Source organism: Enterococcus sp. AMC2644 (assembly GCF_058216475.1).
Map to the genome: position 1 here is coordinate 1,231,529 of NZ_CM177095.1, position 18,025 is coordinate 1,249,553.

18 protein-coding genes are annotated in these 18,025 nt (G+C 35.5%); 3 read left to right on the plus strand and 15 right to left on the minus strand.

What is annotated here, in order from left to right; translation table 11 throughout:
* Positions 1-13: 13 nt before the first annotated feature.
* The 4 genes from AC4BC5_RS05945 to AC4BC5_RS05960 are packed head-to-tail and all read right to left on the minus strand — an operon-like array spanning position 14 to position 2,703.
* The gene (locus AC4BC5_RS05945; protein WP_490497221.1) at positions 14-829 is read right to left on the minus strand and encodes a transporter substrate-binding domain-containing protein; all 816 of its coding nucleotides are present in this window, start codon (positions 827-829) and stop codon (positions 14-16) included.
* A 14-nt stretch (positions 830-843) separates the two neighbouring features.
* Entirely contained in the window at positions 844-1,596 is a 753-nt protein-coding gene (locus tag AC4BC5_RS05950) for an amino acid ABC transporter permease (protein ID WP_490497222.1), read from the minus strand.
* Positions 1,597-1,609: 13 nt separating this feature from the next.
* The gene (locus AC4BC5_RS05955; RefSeq protein WP_490497223.1) at positions 1,610-2,152 is read right to left on the minus strand and encodes a GNAT family N-acetyltransferase; all 543 of its coding nucleotides are present in this window, start codon (positions 2,150-2,152) and stop codon (positions 1,610-1,612) included.
* Positions 2,134-2,703: an NAD(P)H-dependent oxidoreductase gene (locus AC4BC5_RS05960; RefSeq protein ID WP_490497224.1), complete on the minus strand. Its 570-nt coding sequence runs from the start codon at positions 2,701-2,703 to the stop codon at positions 2,134-2,136. The genes AC4BC5_RS05955 and AC4BC5_RS05960 overlap by 19 nt, the downstream gene beginning before the upstream one ends.
* A gap of 320 nt (positions 2,704-3,023) precedes the next feature.
* On the opposite strand from AC4BC5_RS05960, the gene AC4BC5_RS05965 reads away from it, so the two are divergent.
* Positions 3,024-3,953 (plus strand): LysR family transcriptional regulator, encoded by a 930-nt coding sequence (locus AC4BC5_RS05965; RefSeq protein ID WP_490497225.1) that lies wholly within the window; start codon positions 3,024-3,026, stop codon positions 3,951-3,953.
* 152 nt (positions 3,954-4,105) lie between these two features.
* Here the strand turns inward: AC4BC5_RS05965 and AC4BC5_RS05970 are convergent, their stop codons facing one another.
* Entirely contained in the window at positions 4,106-4,918 is an 813-nt protein-coding gene (locus tag AC4BC5_RS05970) for a YwqG family protein (RefSeq protein ID WP_490497226.1), read from the minus strand.
* A 190-nt stretch (positions 4,919-5,108) separates the two neighbouring features.
* Here AC4BC5_RS05970 and arr point away from each other — a divergent pair, with 190 nt between their 5' ends.
* Entirely contained in the window at positions 5,109-5,525 is a 417-nt protein-coding gene (gene arr, locus AC4BC5_RS05975; protein WP_490497227.1) for an NAD(+)--rifampin ADP-ribosyltransferase, read from the plus strand.
* A gap of 28 nt (positions 5,526-5,553) precedes the next feature.
* On the opposite strand, the gene rpiB is transcribed toward arr, so the two are convergent.
* From rpiB to AC4BC5_RS06005, 6 genes are all read right to left on the minus strand, one after another.
* Positions 5,554-6,012, minus strand: coding sequence for a ribose 5-phosphate isomerase B (gene rpiB / locus AC4BC5_RS05980; protein WP_490497228.1), 459 nt, complete (start codon positions 6,010-6,012; stop codon positions 5,554-5,556).
* Positions 6,013-6,029: 17 nt separating this feature from the next.
* Entirely contained in the window at positions 6,030-6,500 is a 471-nt protein-coding gene (locus AC4BC5_RS05985; RefSeq protein ID WP_490497229.1) for a PTS sugar transporter subunit IIA, read from the minus strand.
* Between the two features lie 4 nt (positions 6,501-6,504).
* Positions 6,505-8,580: a BglG family transcription antiterminator gene (locus AC4BC5_RS05990; protein ID WP_490497230.1), complete on the minus strand. Its 2,076-nt coding sequence runs from the start codon at positions 8,578-8,580 to the stop codon at positions 6,505-6,507.
* Positions 8,581-8,650: 70 nt separating this feature from the next.
* Positions 8,651-9,706: a zinc-binding dehydrogenase gene (locus AC4BC5_RS05995; protein WP_490497231.1), complete on the minus strand. Its 1,056-nt coding sequence runs from the start codon at positions 9,704-9,706 to the stop codon at positions 8,651-8,653.
* A 30-nt stretch (positions 9,707-9,736) separates the two neighbouring features.
* Positions 9,737-11,005 carry a PTS galactitol transporter subunit IIC gene (locus tag AC4BC5_RS06000; protein ID WP_490497232.1) on the minus strand — a complete coding sequence of 423 codons (1,269 nt, stop codon included), beginning with the start codon at positions 11,003-11,005 and terminating at the stop codon, positions 9,737-9,739.
* Positions 11,006-11,044: 39 nt separating this feature from the next.
* A complete protein-coding gene (locus tag AC4BC5_RS06005; RefSeq protein WP_490497233.1) occupies positions 11,045-11,338 on the minus strand; it encodes a PTS sugar transporter subunit IIB in 294 nt (97 codons plus the stop codon).
* A gap of 396 nt (positions 11,339-11,734) precedes the next feature.
* Here AC4BC5_RS06005 and proC point away from each other — a divergent pair, with 396 nt between their 5' ends.
* The gene (gene proC / locus AC4BC5_RS06010; RefSeq protein WP_490497234.1) at positions 11,735-12,565 is read left to right on the plus strand and encodes a pyrroline-5-carboxylate reductase; all 831 of its coding nucleotides are present in this window, start codon (positions 11,735-11,737) and stop codon (positions 12,563-12,565) included.
* 71 nt (positions 12,566-12,636) lie between these two features.
* On the opposite strand, the gene fabF is transcribed toward proC, so the two are convergent.
* The 4 genes from fabF to AC4BC5_RS06030 form a co-directional block, all read right to left on the minus strand.
* Positions 12,637-13,869, minus strand: a complete 1,233-nt coding sequence (fabF, locus tag AC4BC5_RS06015) for a beta-ketoacyl-ACP synthase II (protein WP_490497235.1) — start codon at positions 13,867-13,869, stop codon at positions 12,637-12,639.
* The gene (locus tag AC4BC5_RS06020) at positions 13,866-14,408 is read right to left on the minus strand and encodes a TetR/AcrR family transcriptional regulator (RefSeq protein WP_490497236.1); all 543 of its coding nucleotides are present in this window, start codon (positions 14,406-14,408) and stop codon (positions 13,866-13,868) included. Before AC4BC5_RS06020 ends, fabF begins: the two co-directional genes overlap by 4 nt.
* 113 nt (positions 14,409-14,521) lie before the next feature.
* The gene (locus tag AC4BC5_RS06025; protein WP_490497237.1) at positions 14,522-16,291 is read right to left on the minus strand and encodes an ABC transporter ATP-binding protein; all 1,770 of its coding nucleotides are present in this window, start codon (positions 16,289-16,291) and stop codon (positions 14,522-14,524) included.
* 2 nt (positions 16,292-16,293) lie between these two features.
* Entirely contained in the window at positions 16,294-18,003 is a 1,710-nt protein-coding gene (locus tag AC4BC5_RS06030) for an ABC transporter ATP-binding protein (protein WP_490497238.1), read from the minus strand.
* Positions 18,004-18,025: the final 22 nt, after the last annotated feature.

Below are 18,025 nucleotides of genomic sequence, written 5' to 3' on the forward strand. Positions count from 1 at the left end.
CCCTCAGCAGTAATTATTTTGTATAGTCATCGCCTAAAATATCAACTGATAAGGTCTTTAATGTACCGTCATCAATTAATTCCTGTAATGCACCATCAACAGCTGCTTTTAATGCGTCATCCCCTTTTTCATATAAGAAATATGTTTTAGAAACATTAATAGCTTCCCCCGAAATTTGTAAGTCTGCATTAAATTGCTCGTTGTATTTATTGGTATCATATTTCGTTAAAACTGCCGCACCTGCTGTACCGTTTTGCAGACCTTTGACAAAGACTTCACTTGACGCTTCATTATAAATAATCTCAATCTTGTCCTCATGTTCTTTATTGTATTTTTCTAGTAAATACGCCACATTACCGCCTGGTGAAGCAAAAACTTTTTTACCTACTAAATCATCTAGTGACTGATAAGCTGCTTTTTGTCCACCATCATGTACAATGTACAACGTATAATCGGTATAACCGACTTCTCCATACAGATAGTTAGCAGCACGTTCATCATTGTATTCATATTGATGTGCAGCTAAACGAACTTTTCCAGACGAAAGAGAAGTCAAGATATTTTTGAAGTCCATTGATTCATATTCAAATGTGTACTGGTCCAGTTTTTTGTCAATGGCTTTTAAAATCTCAACATCATAACCTTGTAACTCATTGTTTTCATCTAAATAAACAAATGGTTGATAGATATTTCCAGTTCCCACAATGACTGTTTCAACATCGGTATTTTTTGTATCTTCTGTAGCTTCTGATTGATTGCCACAAGCACTTAATAATAGTGTTCCTATGATTCCCAACAAAACAACCCATTTATTAGCTATATTTTTCATTATTTTCTCCTTTTTCAGCGAACAATTTTCGGTATTTTTTTTCCCTGTTTAACGACAGGTTGAAACTTTACAGCTGGTTTTGATTGCGTGACTTTTTTTGATTGAAACTGATAACGTCTTCCTAACCAAGCAAAAGCTTGCTCAAGAACAATACTTAAACTGACAAAGAGTATCGCTGCAACAAAATATCCCTCCAATGAATGATACGTTAAAGCTCCTAACGCTCGAACTTTACCAATCACATCAATAACTCCTAATGAAAAAGCTAACGAGGTATCTTGTAATAAATTAACAATCATCGTTCCTGTAGCAGGTAAGGCAATACGAACGGCTTGCGGTAAGATAATTCGCCAATACGTTTGGCGTTTCGTCAAGCCAACGGATGCTGCTGCTTCCTTTTGTGAAGCAGGTACACTTAAGATCGATGAACGAAAAATTTCTGAGAAAAAAGCCGCAGTATTTAAGCCATAAGTAATATAAACATAATCAATTTTGTTCAAATTAGCTAAACTTGGGAACAAAATTGGTAAACCATAAAAAACTAAAAATAATTGCACTAAAATCGGTGTTCCTCGAATAAACGAAACAAACACACGACTAATTTGTGAGAAAACGGGTACTTTTTCAATTCGAAGAAACGCAATGAGTAAGCCCAATCCCATTCCCATCATCGAAGCAACCACAACAATCAGCAACGTTACAGGTAACGCTGATAAAATTTTAGGAAAAAAAGAAATCACGTATTCCCATTTAAAAAAATCTGACATTATGCTCTCCTCCTTAAGGTGTAACTACTTCAGGTATGCGTAAAATGTTCTCATCAAATTTTTCAGGAATTAACACTTTATAAAGGGCAACACCTATATCATCCTCATCTTCACGAGTGGTTAAAAGCTGATAACCATTACGTAAATACATATCTAGCAACCAGGGATGTTTTCTACCAGATGTCCCAATCACATAAGCGGGTGCCTTCAAAATTTTAATTAAAAATTCTTCTTCCACTTGTTTGATAAATTTTTTGCCAATTCCTTGCCCTTTTAAATCATCCGCCGTAGCAAACCACCAAAGAAAAGGATAATTAGAAATGGGCGTTTCGTTTTCCCACGGTTGCCGAAGGGTAATCGTTGAAATCAACCGACCTTCCCGTTCTAAAACAAGAGCAATGCCCGTTTCAATATTCTCAATCACACTTTCTAATGTGGCGTTAGTGGACGGCCAATCAATGCCATAATCTTTCACTTCTTGAAAGGATTCTTGAATCAATTCTAAAAAGGCCGGGGCATCTTCTTTGGTAGCAATTCTTAAACGATCTTTTCCCATCGTGCTTCCTCCTTTAGCTGTTTTGCTTCAATCCGATGATAAAATTGTTGCAATTGTTGATTGATTCGCTGTTTGACAACATCACTAACTAAGAAACCATGCCGGTCATCTTTCGTTACCTGTTCTTGGACAACATAGGTTGATTGTAAAAGTTCTTCCGTTCCTAATTCTTTTAGAACGGGCTCTAAAGCGTATGGCAAGGCTAATAGATGATGCTGTGAACCACCCAATCCTAATGCATAAACCACTTTATTTGCTAATGCTTTTTGCGGTAAAACATCTAAATAGGTTTTTAAAATTCCTGAATAACTTCCTTTAAAGATGGGGGTAAAAACTAAAACACCCTCACTAGTTGCAATTTGTTCGTTAGACGACTGAAGAGTGCGATCCATGACATCAGCGGTTAATAATGCTCGATGCGGCAACATGTGTACTTGAATCACCTGCGTTTGTATTTTATAGTCAAACAAGACTTTTTGCGTATATTCTACCAAGCCATTCAATCTAGAAGATGTTGAATTGGCACCGACAATTAGTGTAACTTTCGTCATGTCTATCCCTCTTTCCTGGTTGTTTAGTGAAATTTGTTTCTAAACTATAAGGGATAAAAAACACAGTTACAAATAAAAAAAAGTAATCTAACCGATTAAAAAAACTAATACACATAAAATTTCCCATGTAAAAAAAGACAAAAAAAGCTTGATAAATCAAGCTTTACGAACTAAACATAATGATTGTCTGCAGATTTATTTTCAAAATAAACCTTACTTCTTAGCGTGATATAAAAAAACTATATCCCTTAAACAAGAAGATTGTTGATTACACAAACTCTCTTTATACTGTAAACAATACATTAGAAAGAGGGCATGTTATGGACATACGAGAAATTCAAACTTTTGCCGTTATCGTTAAGACGGGGAGTTTCCAAAAGGCTGCTGAAATTTTACAATATTCGCAACCAACTATTTCTATGCGAATCAAACAATTAGAAGCTGAATTAAAAATCCCTTTGTTTGAGCGTGGAAAGACATTGCAGCTAACACCTGCTGGTACTCTTTTTTATGAAAAAGCACAAGCACTCCTAGCACAATATGACGCATTAGACCAATTGACTGAACAATTACATAATCAAACACCGCGGTCATTAGTTTTAGGTATTTCCGACCCGACAGCTAGCTTAATTATGCCGCAAGTCATTAAAAAATTTCATACGACTCATCCCGCTGTCACCATTCATATACAAGTGGCTGACGCAAATGCTTGTAGCCAAGCGCTACAAGACGGCCTAATTGATTTTGCTATCTGTGGAGCACCTAATTTAATGTTAGATCATTATTATGAACCTTTTTTCTATGACGAGTTGAATTTGTTAGTTTCAGAACAGCACCCGCTTGCTAGTCAAGAAATGGTTTCATTAAAAGATTTAAAAAATGAAACCTTCTTATTCACGCCTGAAAATTGCCCAATTCGAATTCAAATCGAGCAGTACCTACGACGAAGTATTGGCAATCAATATAAAAAAATGGCGGTCACGACAAGTTTGTCACACAAATATTATGTTCGTGAAAATCTAGGCATTTCTATTTTTACTGCCACTGCACATTCCGAAATCTTTAGTGGTACAAAAGTAATTCCAATCAAAAATTTACCGATTCATCCACCGATTGGCTTGCTGACACCTTCAAATAAAACGGACTATGATAACATCACTTTATCCATGCTTCAGCATATCCTTGAAGCATTTGAAAATCGTGGACAAGAATTACATTATCCAAAGATGTTGCGTGATTTCACAAAATAAAGTGTCCTATGTTATCATAAAAGAAAAATCGCCTCAATAATTTTTCACTTTATTAATAATACAATTGGGATTATCACAATGCTGCTAGCCATATAAAAAAGAGCGTCTTCCAAAAGCTAGATGGCTAGTCTAACTTTTGGAGGTCGCTCTTTTTAATAGCAATCCCAATTATAAAGGACATTGGTAAAATTCCGATTGGCTAAATCTTCTTTAGAAATAAAGAAGTTCCCTACACCAGAATCCCCCCACATAATCCCAATATCATCGGTATCTAATTGGAATAGCAGTTCTGTATGTGTGACATTTTCAGCATAATTACGTGGATCTTCTTGTGTAAAGAAAGGGTAGCCCCCCATTAACGCACCTGCAACTGGTAGATTATCATAAATTTCATCACTCACATCATCTGCAGCATCCTCAAAGTGCGTTTCCATATATTCATAGAAATGGGTACCGTATACTTTTTCAAAGGTATAACTATCGGTCACTAAATATCGGGGTTCAATTTTTCCCATCATTTGAAATTCGCCATCAACTACATGGTAGGCATCTGCTTGTGGGAATTCCGCAAAAATTGCTTGAATATCTTCTCTTGTGTAACTTTCTTTTGTGATATCTTCAAAATACACTACTCGAAAACCTGCATTATTTGTTGGTTCATCAAAGTCTAAACCCATCACATCATCAAATAAATCAATATAAAATCCAAGGAGACCTTTTTCAGGATACCCTGTTAAGGGAGGCATTTCCTCAAAGTTAATTTGTGCTAATAACGAAAGTGGAGCCCCTTCCAGATTTGTTGGATAAGCGAACTCTTTGGGAAAATAACCAATTCCGCCTGCTTTACTCGCTGTCAATGCCAGTGGTCCTACATTTTTAAAAGAAAACGTTACTGCCGCTACTTCCGTTTGCTTCACCACATCGTAAACGCTATCATTCGTGAATATTTCTCGTAATGTTTTCATTCCAACACCTCGTTTTTCTTTTATTGTAACGAGGAATTTCTTATTTGGCAAACAAAAAAGGGAACAGGCATTATGCTATGCTGGTTCCCTTCTGTTTAATTATACTACACTTTGGTCAACAATTATAGACTGGTTCTTTTACCGAAAACAGCGTAAGATAAACTTCCAAATACTAATTGGAGGGAAATTTATGCCAACTGATAACGTGTTAGATCGTGGACCCTTTTTTCATGGAACTAAAGCTGTCTTGCAACTAGGTGAGTATCTTGAACCTCAACACCATTCCAACTATGAAGTCGGACGCATATCAAACTATATCTATTTTACAGCTACCTTAGAAGCTGCCAAGTGGGGCGCCGAGTTAGCTACAGGTTCAAAAAAAGAACGCATTTATCTTGTTGAACCTATCGGTGAATTTGAAAATGACCCCAATTTAACTGATAAGCGTTTTCCTGGCAATCCGACACGTTCGTATCGCTCGAAAGAATCATTAAAAATCATTGGTGAATTAGCCACATGGGAACGACATGCGGATGAGCTGATTGCCCAAACAAAAGCGCATTTAAAAAAGATGCAAGTTGATGGAACAGCTGAAATTATTGATTAAAAAGAAGAGAAATTTCTCTTCTTTTTAATCAATCATCGTACGAGCTTCTCTCCATTAGATGAATTTTTTCAATTCTACGCAAATGCCGTTCATCCATCGAGCACTCTGTGTTTAACCATGTGTCGACAATCATTAATGCTAATCCTTCACCAATGACGCGCTGGCCTAAGCATAAAACATTGGCATGATTGTGCTCTTTGGTTGCTTGTGCAGAAAAAACATCGCCAACTACAGCAGCACGAACCCCTTCTACTTTGTTAGCTGTTATACTAACACCAATACCTGTTCCACAAATTAAGATACCACTATCTACTTCGTTTTTCGCTACTTTTTCGGCTACCATTTTAGCGAAATCTGGATAATCTCCGGATTCTAGAAGGGTATGTGTGCCGACATCAATTACTTCAATTCCTTGTTCTTTTAAAAAGACACTAATGGCTTTTTTCAATTCAAAACCACCATGATCATTCCCAACTGCGATTTTCATATTATTTTTCCTTTCTTTTAATAACCCTCGTCTTCAAGTAAGGTAATTACTTCGTTTGCTTCTGTTTGTACAGCCAATGTTTGCAATAGCGCTGTATTTTGAATTAGTTCCATCAATTGCTGTAACATTGCTAATTGCTGATGAGGTTGATTCAACCCTAAAATAAAAATGAAGTCAGCTCCTACTGATAAATTGATATCATCCATCCGTTGAAAAGTAACTGGTTTTTTAGGAACAACCAAAGCAATAAATTCTTCTACAATACATTCTGGATCTGTATGAGGAATCGCAATTCCAAATGAACCTTGGTGTAAGCCCGTTGGAAAAACTTGTTCTCGCTCAATAATTTTCTGTAAGAATGTTTCCGTTACCCATCCTTTTTCAATGGTCATTTCTGTTATTTTAGTAAAAACAACTTCTCGATTTTCAAATTCATCGCCTAATAGAATCGGTGCATTTTTTAAATAATCTGTTACTTTCTCTGTCATTTTTTTACCCCCAATAGTTGATTCGATAGGAATGTAAAATTTTATAAGCTTGTGCCGTAGTCTTACATTCTAATAGTTTTGAAATATAATCGTCTCTGCCGGATAAGTCCATCAATTCCAAGAGCGCATCTATATGCTTTTCTTTATCATTGGAAGCTAACAATACGACAATATGTATCCGTTCACCGGTCTCTGTGACAAGCCCTTCTTTAAAAATCCCAAAACTCATAGCAACTCCCAACGCACCTTTTTCCGGTTCAGTGTGTGGCAAGGCCAGTTTATTTCTAAAAACAATATAAGGCGGTATCTCAGCCATTTCTTGTTTTAATGCGGTTAGATACTGTGGTGTTATCACTTGTTCAGAAATAAGTGGTTGACTTAAACTCTCTAACGCTTCGTGCCAAGTTACAAGTTTTTCCTCAATTAAAATATTCTTAGCGGGAATTAATTGATCGAAATGAATCACACGATCTGTTATTTTCTCATTTTTTGCAACATTCTCTTTTAATACATTTAATACATCTAAAAATAACGCTTCTTCATCGAATACTTCTGTATTTTTCTTCACTCTTTTTATAATTTTTTCTGCTAAAGCAAAATCATCCATCCCTACTAGCGTATCATTCATCACTTGTTTTCTAAGTTGTAATTTCCCTTCATCCGTTAAAAAATCTTTCACTAAATAAAAACGTTTATCCGTCTCTAACGGCACCGAAGAAAACACATACTCTGCTTCAATATCCTTCGCATAAAATTCTCTAGCAGATAAAGTTGCAATAAAGTCTATCTCTGGAAACAGTCCTGTCAAATTTCTTTCCAGCAATAATGAAACCGAGATTCCATTTGTACAAACAATGATCGCTGTTTTGCGTTCCTCTCTAGCGAGTACACTATCATGTTCTAATAAATGACCCCCAAAAAATAACGCCAAATAAAAAATTTCTGTTTCTGGTAATTTTTTTGAAAAAAATTGTTCTAGAGGTGCTAAAGATTGTTTCACTAGATAAAAGACAGAAGAGACCCCCATATTTTTTTGTCGTTCCAGATCAACTTCATTTAAATGCATGTGATATTTAATTCGATAATAGGCTGGACGCATGTGCATCATGATTCGCTGCAATAAGTCTTCTCTATCCACAATGGTTACATGTGCTATTTTTTCGAAATTTTCAATTACCTGTGTGACTGCTAATTCTAATTGACGTAACTCTCTAGCAGATAAAATGTCCATTTGCGTCAAATTGGTTGATAAAAATAACAAAGTGAAATAAATGACATCATTAAAATCCGTCATCCCCAAATCGCCTTCAAAAAATACTTCTTTAATGACGTTGTATTCTTGGGTTTCTTGTAATTCTGAAAAATCCAATTCAACATCGTAACGAATCGTCTTTTTACGCTTGATACGTCGCTGTAGCAATAAAGTAAAAACTGGTAAATTTTTTATTTTATCATCGGAATAACGAATATTTAAAGATTTTTCAACTGTATCTACTTTTTCTCGATAACTTGCCAACTTCTCTTCATTAATATCTGCAAATTGGAATAAAAGCGTGCCATCCGCATCAAATAAACAAATTTGGTTAATAGTTTCCAGCAATAACTGACGGCGTTGCCATTCTGAAGCTTTGATACGGTAACCTTTTGAACGTAAATATTCTAATTGATACCCTTGTTTTGCTAAAAGAATACCTAATTCTTTTAAGTCTCTGACAACTGTATTTTTACTCACATTTAATTCAACAATGAAATGATTCATTGATAAAAAATCAGTTTTTGATAATAACATCAAGATAATTAAATGGATACGTTCCTCAGGCGCTAAATAAATATCAATTTGTTTACGTTGATGCAAGTCACTAAAACGCTCATTTACCATTCTTGGAACCACAAAATGACCATTTGGTGTTCGATGAATCGTTTCCAACTGCAAATCGGTAAGATAATCATTCAATTTTTTGAATGAATAATTTATTTGAGCACGTGTTAGACCCAATCGCTTACTTAATGATCCACTTGTTTCATTGGGATGATTCAATATCTCCATAAATAATTCATTTGTTCGTACGTCTAATTCCATGATATTCCCCTTTTTACACGTATCTTTAAAGAAAAAGGCAGCGAGTTAGTCACGCTGCCCAGCTCCTTAATCACAAGTCATTGGACTTAATCATCACTTTAATTTCATCCCCAGACATCACACTTTCAAATGCCTTGCGCCAATCTTCCAATCCAAATTCTTTGGTAATCATTTCATCAATATGAATAGCGCCTTTTGCCAATAAATGCAAAGCCACTGGCCAATCGTATGGGTTTTGAGAACGACTACCTACGTAATTGATCTCTCTTTGAATGATTGTTTCTAAATCTAATTCATTCATTTTATTTTTAAATAAACCAACTTGAATGAATTCGCCACCTTTTCTAATTAAAGGTAAGGCATAGTTAATTGCGCCTAACGCACCAGAAGCATCGTAAATTTTATCGACTCCGATAGTATCTGTTTCGCGTAAAACAACTTCTTTTAAATCTTCTTTCTCTGTGTTTATAATCACATCAGCACCCATTTTTTGTGCCAATAACAACCGATGTTCATCTCTAGTAATTCCGGTCACGATAACTTTAGAACCAATTTCTTTCGCAATCTGAACTAAATACAAGCCAATCGGTCCCGGTCCAATAATTAAAATCGTATCGTGCAAGTCCAACTGACTTTTTTGATACATGGCATGGACACAACAAGCTAATGGCTCCGTCATTGCTGCGCCTTTATAGCTTAAAGAATCTGGCAATTTATGCGCATACTTTTCTTTCACTAATAAATAATTAGCCATCGAGCCATTTTGTTGTGTTCCAATACCTTTACGATGGGGACATAAGTTATATTGTTCTTTTGCACAATACTCACATTCATTACACACATAAAAAGTAGTTTGACTGGTCACACGATCGTTTGGAACAAACTTGGTAACTTCTGAGCCTACCTCCACCACTTGACCAGAAAATTCATGTCCTAGAATAACTGGTGTTGTTGGATTATTATATTCTCCTTTAAATGTATGAATATCTGAACCACAAATCCCTGTATAAGCGACTTTTACTAATAATTCGTCAGCAGCAGGCGTTGGAATATCTACTTCTAAGAGTGCCATTTGGTCGTATCCTGATGCCGTTTTAGTTACACCTAACATTTTATCAATTGTCATTATTTTCAGCCTTTCTAACTTAATTGTTTTTTAGAAAATACCATTCCATAATTGTGCTAGTTTTAAGAAAATCCAGTTTAAAATATTGCCACCTGTATCAAAATTACTAATTTGGGCAGCACCTTCTGGAAAGGCTACGACACCTTCTGCCATCTGCGTTAAAACTGGAGCAAAATCTGTTGCCATTAATAATGCAAAAATCATTACAACCGTACATGTTAAGACAGAATGCAAGATATTTCCTTTACGACTTGGAACAATCATTCCTACAAAAAATGGAATTGTCGCTAAATCTCCAAAAGGTAACACGCGATTTCCTGGTAAAATGACAGCTAAGAATAGTGTAATTGGTACCATTAGTAATCCTGTAGCTAGAGCTGATGGTGACCCAGTTGCTAGAGCAGCATCCATTCCTAAGAAAATTTCACGATCGCCATAACGATCTTTCAGTAATTTTTGTGCTCCTTCTTGGATTGGAATTAAGCCTTCCATCAAAATTTTCACCATGCGAGGCATTAGGAGCATGACTGCACCCATTGTCATTCCCATTTGTAAAATCCCAGAAATATCATACCCACCTAAAGCTGCCAATGAACCACCAATTAAGATTCCCATAACCATTGGCTCACCGAAAATACCAAAACGTTTTTGAATAGTTTCTGGATTAACATCAATATTCCGAATACCAGGAATACGACTGATTACCCAACCAATAGGAATTCCTAATACTGCGTACCCTGCTGTTGAACCAGTTGAAAAAGCAATTCCTTCAAGTCCATAATACTCTTGGACAGCAGGTGCTGTTTTATCTGCTAAGATTTGAACGAATACTGTGTAGACAATCCCAGCAATGACACCTAAAATTAGATTGCCTGTTACAATATAAACTGTTGCAGCAGCTGCTGACATGTGCCAATAATTCCAAATATCGATATTTAAGGTTTTTGTCCAATTCAATGCCAGCATCACCAGATTGACAATTAAAATAATAGGAATCATCAACGCTGAAATAGGTTGTGCCCAAGTTCCTGCAGCTATTGCGGGCCAACCGCCATCAATTACAGTTAGATTCAAACCAAAACGTTCTACCATTGCTTGAGCAGCTGGTCCGACACTAGTTGTTAAAAGATTAATCACTAAATTAATCCCAATCATCCCAATCCCTACTGTAATCCCCGAAATCAGTGCTTTGGTCGGTTTCACTTTAAAGACTAAGCCTAGAATAAAAATAATGATTGGTAACATTACACTTGCGCCCATATTCAAGACGCTTTGGACAATATTCATCAATGTGTTCATTAATAATACCTCTCCATTCTATAAATAATAATAATCAAACTATGCAATAATCTCTTTTGCGATTGTAATAATCTTATCTTCTATTTTGTCTGTTCCGATACCTGTAAGAAATGCCATTGCTTGAATTGCAGGAATTTTATACTGCGTTGGAAGCATAGTAGTCGAAATGAGCATATCTGCATTGTCTTGTTTTCCGACTGCTTCAGAAATTTTAATTTGATGGATTTCGCACGGAATATTATGATTTGCAAATAAATCTTCTACTTTTTTCACCACTACTGTTGACGTTGCAATCCCTGCACCACATGCGATTAAAACTCTAACTTTTTTCATTTTATTTCCTCCAATATATTTTGTTATGTAAAAACAACATTCTGAATTTCACAGAATATATTTGTTATTTTTTACAATTCTTACTATACTTTACAAACGCTTACACAGCAATCGCTTTCAAGACTCACTTTTATTCTCCAATTTGTGCAACATGAGTCTAACTTCAATTTATCGGAGAAAAGCTTGCTGTTCTTAAGTTATCTGTTATCCTATACTTAATTTGTGTAACTATTTTTCAGTACTAAGTTTTTTTAATTCGTTATTACAGAATTCATGGAAGAGATTTTTTAACACTAAACTATTTATTTTCTTCCACTGATAAAAGATTCATGTTAACCTATGAAATATTAGTTACTTCTAATAACAATACTGAATAAAAGGTAGGAGTGTTAAATAATGAAGGATTTTAAAATTGGGTTTATTGGTGTCGGCAATATGGCTTCTGCTATTGTCGAAGGAATCATTGCAAACGAGTTTATTTTAGGTTCTCAAGTTTATTTATTCGATATTTTAACAGAAAAAGTGCAACAATTTGCTAAGGCATTAGGTGCACATGCAATGAGCTCACCTGAAGAAGTTATTGAAAATGTAGATGTCTTAGTATTAGCAGTTAAACCAAATATTGTTCGTCCTGCATTATTAAATGCTAAAAAGAGCATTTTGGAAAAACAACCTTTACTTGTCTCAATTGCTGCAGGTACTACCACTGAAGCAATTTATGACATTTTTGAAACAGATCAAGCAGTTAAAATTATCCGTGTCATGCCCAACGTAAATGCAATGGTAGGTGAAGGAGCTGCCGCAGTTTGTAAAAATGAATTTGCCTCACAAGAAGATCTTACTTTAATTATTGAGCTGTTTAACAAGATTGGTCGTGCTTGGGAATTAGATGAAAAAAACTTCTCAAATTTTACAGCACTAGCAGGAAGTTCGCCTGCCTACGCGTATCTATTTATCGATTCAATTGCTCGTGCAGGTGTTAAAAACGGCTTGCCAAAAGATATTGCTTTAGAAATTGCTACTCAAGCGGTCTTAGGCAGTGCCAAAATGATTGAAGAATCAAAAGAAAATCCTTGGACTTTGATTGATCGTGTCTGTTCACCTGGTGGAACGACAGTTGCTGGTTTAGTTGAATTGGAAAATAACGCCTTTATTTCAACTGTTATCAAAGGTATTGATGCCACAATTGAAAAAGATATCGACTTAATGAATCAATCAAAAAAATAGCCGCAAACTGCTAACATACGAATAGCAGCCAATAAAAAGCCTTGAGCAATGCACACTCAAGGCTTTTTATATTACTCACAATATTTTTTCATCAATAGCGTAGCGTTATGTCCTCCAAAACCAAAACCATTACTCATCACGACATTTGTTTCATGCTTGATTTTATGATTAGGAATGTAATTTAAATCACATTCCTCGTCTGGGCTATCTAAATTAATGGTTGGTGGTAACAAATTATTTTCAATAGCTTTTAAAGAGATAATTGCTTCAACACCACCTGCAGCTCCTAATAAATGCCCCGTCATTGACTTAGTTGCACTGATTAAAAGATTAGTAGCATAATCACCAAAAACTTCTTTAATCGCTCGTGTCTCACCAATATCACCCACACCTGTACTTGTCGCATGAGCATTTAGGTAATCTACTTCGTTGTAGTTAATTTGTGCCATCTCTAAAGCTTGTTTCATCGCTCGCACAGCTCCCTCTGAGCTAGGTGCCGTCATATGATACGCATCAGATGTCATACCATACCCAATTATTTCACCTAAAATAGTCGCACCACGATTTTGCGCATGCGATAGTTCTTCTAAAAATAGAACCCCTGCACCTTCTGACATAACAAATCCATCTCTGGCTTTATCAAACGGTCGTGACGCTTGCTGCGGTTGATCATTATTTGTTGACATCGCCTTCATATTACTAAAACCGGCATATGCTAAAGGAACAATTGAAGCTTCGGTTCCTCCAGCCAAAATAGCATCACTCAAACCATACTTAATGTTTAAATAGGCTTCTCCAATCGCTTGATTTCCAGTGGCACAAGCAGATATCGGGCACATGCTTGCTCCTTGAAAACCAGTTTTAATGGATACAAAGCCTGTCGCCATATTAGCAATCATTTTAGGAACAACTAGCGGAGAAACACGCCGTGCACCTTTTTCAAGTAAAACATGTTCATTTTCTACTAATGATTGAAGACCACCAATTCCTGTCCCAATAAAAACACCACAGCGCGTCATATCAAAATCTTTCGCATCAAACTTTGCTTGTTCTAACGCTTGAAAACTACTAATAGTCGCAAAATGAGTAAAACGATCGGTTTTTTTGATCTCCTTTTTATCTAAATAAGCGGCAATATCATAAGCTTCAATAAAACCGCCAATTTTTGTTGGTGAATCGGCAAAAGCTGCGTCTTGAATAGATTTAATACCGCTCACACCTGAGCTAATATTGTTCCATAGTTCGTCTACATTTTTCCCACTAGACGAAATACTGCCATATCCTGTAACTACTACTCTTCTCATGTATTTTCAACCTCTTCGATTTCTTTTTTTATTTTTTTTAAAATAGTATCTGAAAAAGGAATATTCAGGGTACGATTATAAATTTGGGCACCTTTAATACTTGATAAATGTGTTTTTGCTAACTCTTCTGCACAATTCACAGACATTTTTCGAGCCAATATTTCTTGATAAACTTGATATTCAGTCAATACTAAGTGAACAATAGCTTGTTGTAATTCTTCGTCATATTCATTTAAATCCGTCTGTAAACTCACAATCGGACAAATATCATCTTGTGATAACGCTTGATGCCTACGATGAATAAATTCCCAAGCAGTTTCCTTTGAATTTTTTTGGAAATAATACAATTGCTCTTGTAATCCCGCTTCTAAATAGTCACAAATTGCTAAACCTAAATCTTTTTTATTTTTAAAATAGTAATGAACTGCAGTTTTAGTAATCGCTAATTGTTTAGCTAAGTATTCATAGCTTAAATCTTTAAAGCTAGCTTTTTTGATAAAATGCACGGATAATTGGATAATTTCAGTCTTTTTACTCATACGCCCTCCTTACTTACCTATAAGTAAGTTTAATCGACAAAAAAAGATTTTTCAAGATATTAATGCAAATAAAAAACCTGTAAAAATGAAAAATATCTTTACAGGCTGCTACTCTATTCAAAAACAAATTGATTATGATACAATTCCGCATAAAAACCAGCTTGTTCTAGTAATTCATGATGGTTGCCTTCTTCGATAACTTGACCATCTTTTAAGACGACAATCCGATCGGCATTCAAAATTGTTTTGAGACGATGGGCAATTACAAAACTGGTTCGTCCTTTAATCGCTTCATCCATTGCTTTTTGAATTTTCGCTTCAGTTACCGTATCTACATTGCTCGTTGCTTCATCTAGAATTAACAAAGCAGGATTGGTAATAATGGTACGTGCAATACTAACTAATTGCTTTTGTCCTGTGCTAAAGACACTGTTTTCTTCTGTAATTGATGTCTCGTAGCCTTTTTCTAGACTCATAATAAAATCGTGAATATTTGCTTGTTGGGCAGCATAGATGACTTCTTCATCCGTTGCATCAGGTTTACCAAAAACAATATTTTCACGAATTGTTCCGGAGAATAAAACCGAATCTTGTAAAACAATACCGACGTTTTGACGTAAGTTATCCAAATCAATTTTACGAATATCGGTTCCATCAAAAGTCACTGATCCATTAGTTACATCATAAAAACGATTCAACAAGTTCATAATTGTCGTTTTCCCAGAACCAGTTGGCCCCACCAAAGCAACCATTTCACCTTTGTTCACTTGAATAGACACATCTTTTAAAATTAAGTTATCGGCTTTATAACCAAAATCAACATGATTTAAAGCGACAGCTTGTTCAATTCCAGAAATTTTGGATGCATTCATAGGCTTCACTTCGTCTGGTTCATCAAACATTTCATTCAAACGACGCGCACCAGTAATAGCTAATTGAATCATGCTATATCCTGAAGAAATCTCCATCAGTGGACGATAATACTGTTGCGAGTATTGAACAAACATAACGACTAATCCCAGTGCAGTTGCTCGTTCTAAGTCCCCATTTAATGCTAACCAGCCACCTAAGAAAATAACGATTGCGGTATTGACCAAAGACATGCCTTGCATTAAAGGAAACAGCATACCTGAATAAACTTGACCTTTAAAAGTTGCTTGGCGTACCTTTTCATTGTGCGTCAAAAAACCATTAATTGTTTCTTCTTGCAAGCCATTTGTGATAATAATACGTTGACCACTAATTTTTTCATCCATATAACCATTAAGTTTGCCAACCTCATCTTGTTGGATGTTCACATATTTTCTTGCTTTTTGAATAATCACGACTGCTAAAATAATGGCAATCGGTGTAGAAGCAATTGTTGCCCAGGCTAAAGTGACATTTTGTCGGAACATCATAATTAAAATACCAACTAATAATGCGATATTCGTAAAAAATTGTAACAAAGCTTGGTTTAAACTATTTTGAATATTATCCAAATCACTAGTAAAGCGACTTAAAATCTCGCCATCTTGATGAGAATCAAAAAAACGAATGGTTAGTTTCTCTAATTTATTAAATAAGCCAATTCGCATACGATTTGTTGATTTCCCTACAACTTGTGTAAATAAGATGCTATAAATGAAGTTGGCAGCACTCGCTAAAACATAAAAAATTAGTAGCTTCCAAACAATCGCAATAAAGCGACTCTTATCATCGACACCTTGCATCAAACCGCCAACATAGTTAGCTAATTCTTGAAATGCTTCTCCAACAAACTGCGGAGCTTTCACTTGAAGATACGTTGCTAAAATAATAGTCACAAAAATAAAGAAAAAAGATACTTTATAGCGTTTCAAATAATGATAGAAAAATTTACTTGCTTTTACTAAATCAGTCATACTTACTCCGCTCCTTTTTGTGTTTCAAAAATTTCTTGATAAACTGGATTGGTTGCTACCAACTCACTATGGGTTCCTTCACCTACAAGTTTACCTTCATCAAGCACCAAAATACGATCTGCTTTAACAACTGAAGCAATTTTTTGAGCAATGACAATCGTTGTCGTTGCTTTTAGTTCATGGTCTAATGCCTCACGAACCAAGCGTTCTGATCGAGCATCTAATGCACTGGTACTATCATCTAAAATCAAAATTTTGGGATGACCAATCACTCCACGAGAAATCGATAGCCGTTGTTTTTGACCACCTGAGAAATTCGCACTACGTTCTTCTACAATTGCATTGTAACCATCGGGCAATTTTTCAATAAATTCGCGCGCTTGTGCAATTTTAGTTGCTCGTGTCATCTCTTGTTCTGTCGCATCTTTTTTTCCATGACGTAGATTGTCAGCAATTGTTCCGGAGAACAAAATTGCGCGTTGAAGAACAAAAGAAACGGTCTCCCGTAAACTACGTTCATTAACTTGTTTTAAATCAATTCCACCCACTTCAATTTTCCCTGAAGTTGGATCAAATAAACGAGGAATTAATTGGGCTAAAGTTGTTTTTCCTGAGCCAGTTGCGCCAACAATACCTATCATTTCTCCTGGTTCAATAGTAAAATTAAGATCCTTTAACGTATCTTTCTCATCGCCTGGATAACGGAAAGAAACATGGTCGAATACGACGCTTCCAGTTAAAGCCTGCTCTGGAACATCGGCATATGTCACATCGGGTTCAGCAGCTAAGATTTCTTTGATACGTTTTAAAGAAACCGCAGCACGTGAAGTCATCATCATCATCATACCTCCGATGATAATTGCCATCATAATTTGCATTAAATAGTTCATAAATGAAGCAATACTTCCAATTACAGTAGGATCATCTTTTACAAGATGACTAACAAAGAAAATAGCTCCTACGACTGCTAAATTCGCAGCTAACATAAATCCTGGAATCATTACTGAAAATAGGGTCCCTACAATGATGTTGTGTTTTGTTAAATCGTCACTGACTTTACTAAAATAATCTAATTGATTTTTTTCTTGAACAAATGACTTTACAACACGTACACCCATTAAATTTTCTTTCGCAATATTGTTGATTTTATCGATTAAATTTTGAATAATCATAAAATGCTTACCCATTCTTGTAAACGATAAGCCCGTAATGACTAACACTGCAATAATCAACGCCACAATAATCCACCATAATTGTGGTAAAGTAATCATCGCTAAAATGAAGCTACCAATGAAGAGAATCGGAATTCGAAACAAAGACTGTAAAGTAATCATGACTAAATTTTGAATTTGATTGACATCATTTGTTAAACGAACCACAATATTTCCTGCTGAAAATTTTTCAATATTACCAAATGAGAAGGTTTGCACTTTGCGAAAAGCTTCTTCACGAATATCAGCACTCACACCTTGTGCCACTTTTGCTGAAAAGATAGTATTTAGGACACCTGCAATTAAACCTAAAATCGCTAATCCAATTAAATAAATACCAATTTCAGTCATTTTATCATTGTTTTCAGTGATAATTGCTTCTAATACTTGTTGGAGTAACTTTGGTTGCCATAACGAAGCCATAACCATTACTACAACCGATAGTAAGGAAATTGAGACAGCAAGCTTGTATTTCTTAACATGTTTTAAGACTAAATCCATCGTTTTTTCTCCTTTTTTATAA

Bases quoted from the DNA above. Each gene is read 5' to 3' on its own strand.
- AC4BC5_RS05945 (WP_490497221.1), bottom strand. From the start codon at position 829: ATGAAAAATATAGCTAATAAATGGGTTGTTTTGTTGGGAATCATAGGA.
- AC4BC5_RS05950 (WP_490497222.1), bottom strand. From the start codon at position 1,596: ATGTCAGATTTTTTTAAATGGGAATACGTGATTTCTTTTTTTCCTAAA.
- AC4BC5_RS05955 (WP_490497223.1), bottom strand. From the start codon at position 2,152: ATGGGAAAAGATCGTTTAAGAATTGCTACCAAAGAAGATGCCCCGGCC.
- AC4BC5_RS05960 (WP_490497224.1), bottom strand. From the start codon at position 2,703: ATGACGAAAGTTACACTAATTGTCGGTGCCAATTCAACATCTTCTAGA.
- AC4BC5_RS05965 (WP_490497225.1), top strand. From the start codon at position 3,024: ATGGACATACGAGAAATTCAAACTTTTGCCGTTATCGTTAAGACGGGG.
- AC4BC5_RS05970 (WP_490497226.1), bottom strand. From the start codon at position 4,918: ATGAAAACATTACGAGAAATATTCACGAATGATAGCGTTTACGATGTG.
- arr (WP_490497227.1), top strand. From the start codon at position 5,109: ATGCCAACTGATAACGTGTTAGATCGTGGACCCTTTTTTCATGGAACT.
- rpiB (WP_490497228.1), bottom strand. From the start codon at position 6,012: ATGAAAATCGCAGTTGGGAATGATCATGGTGGTTTTGAATTGAAAAAA.
- AC4BC5_RS05985 (WP_490497229.1), bottom strand. From the start codon at position 6,500: ATGACAGAGAAAGTAACAGATTATTTAAAAAATGCACCGATTCTATTA.
- AC4BC5_RS05990 (WP_490497230.1), bottom strand. From the start codon at position 8,580: ATGGAATTAGACGTACGAACAAATGAATTATTTATGGAGATATTGAAT.
- AC4BC5_RS05995 (WP_490497231.1), bottom strand. From the start codon at position 9,706: ATGACAATTGATAAAATGTTAGGTGTAACTAAAACGGCATCAGGATAC.
- AC4BC5_RS06000 (WP_490497232.1), bottom strand. From the start codon at position 11,005: ATGAACACATTGATGAATATTGTCCAAAGCGTCTTGAATATGGGCGCA.
- AC4BC5_RS06005 (WP_490497233.1), bottom strand. From the start codon at position 11,338: ATGAAAAAAGTTAGAGTTTTAATCGCATGTGGTGCAGGGATTGCAACG.
- proC (WP_490497234.1), top strand. From the start codon at position 11,735: ATGAAGGATTTTAAAATTGGGTTTATTGGTGTCGGCAATATGGCTTCT.
- fabF (WP_490497235.1), bottom strand. From the start codon at position 13,869: ATGAGAAGAGTAGTAGTTACAGGATATGGCAGTATTTCGTCTAGTGGG.
- AC4BC5_RS06020 (WP_490497236.1), bottom strand. From the start codon at position 14,408: ATGAGTAAAAAGACTGAAATTATCCAATTATCCGTGCATTTTATCAAA.
- AC4BC5_RS06025 (WP_490497237.1), bottom strand. From the start codon at position 16,291: ATGACTGATTTAGTAAAAGCAAGTAAATTTTTCTATCATTATTTGAAA.
- AC4BC5_RS06030 (WP_490497238.1), bottom strand. From the start codon at position 18,003: ATGGATTTAGTCTTAAAACATGTTAAGAAATACAAGCTTGCTGTCTCA.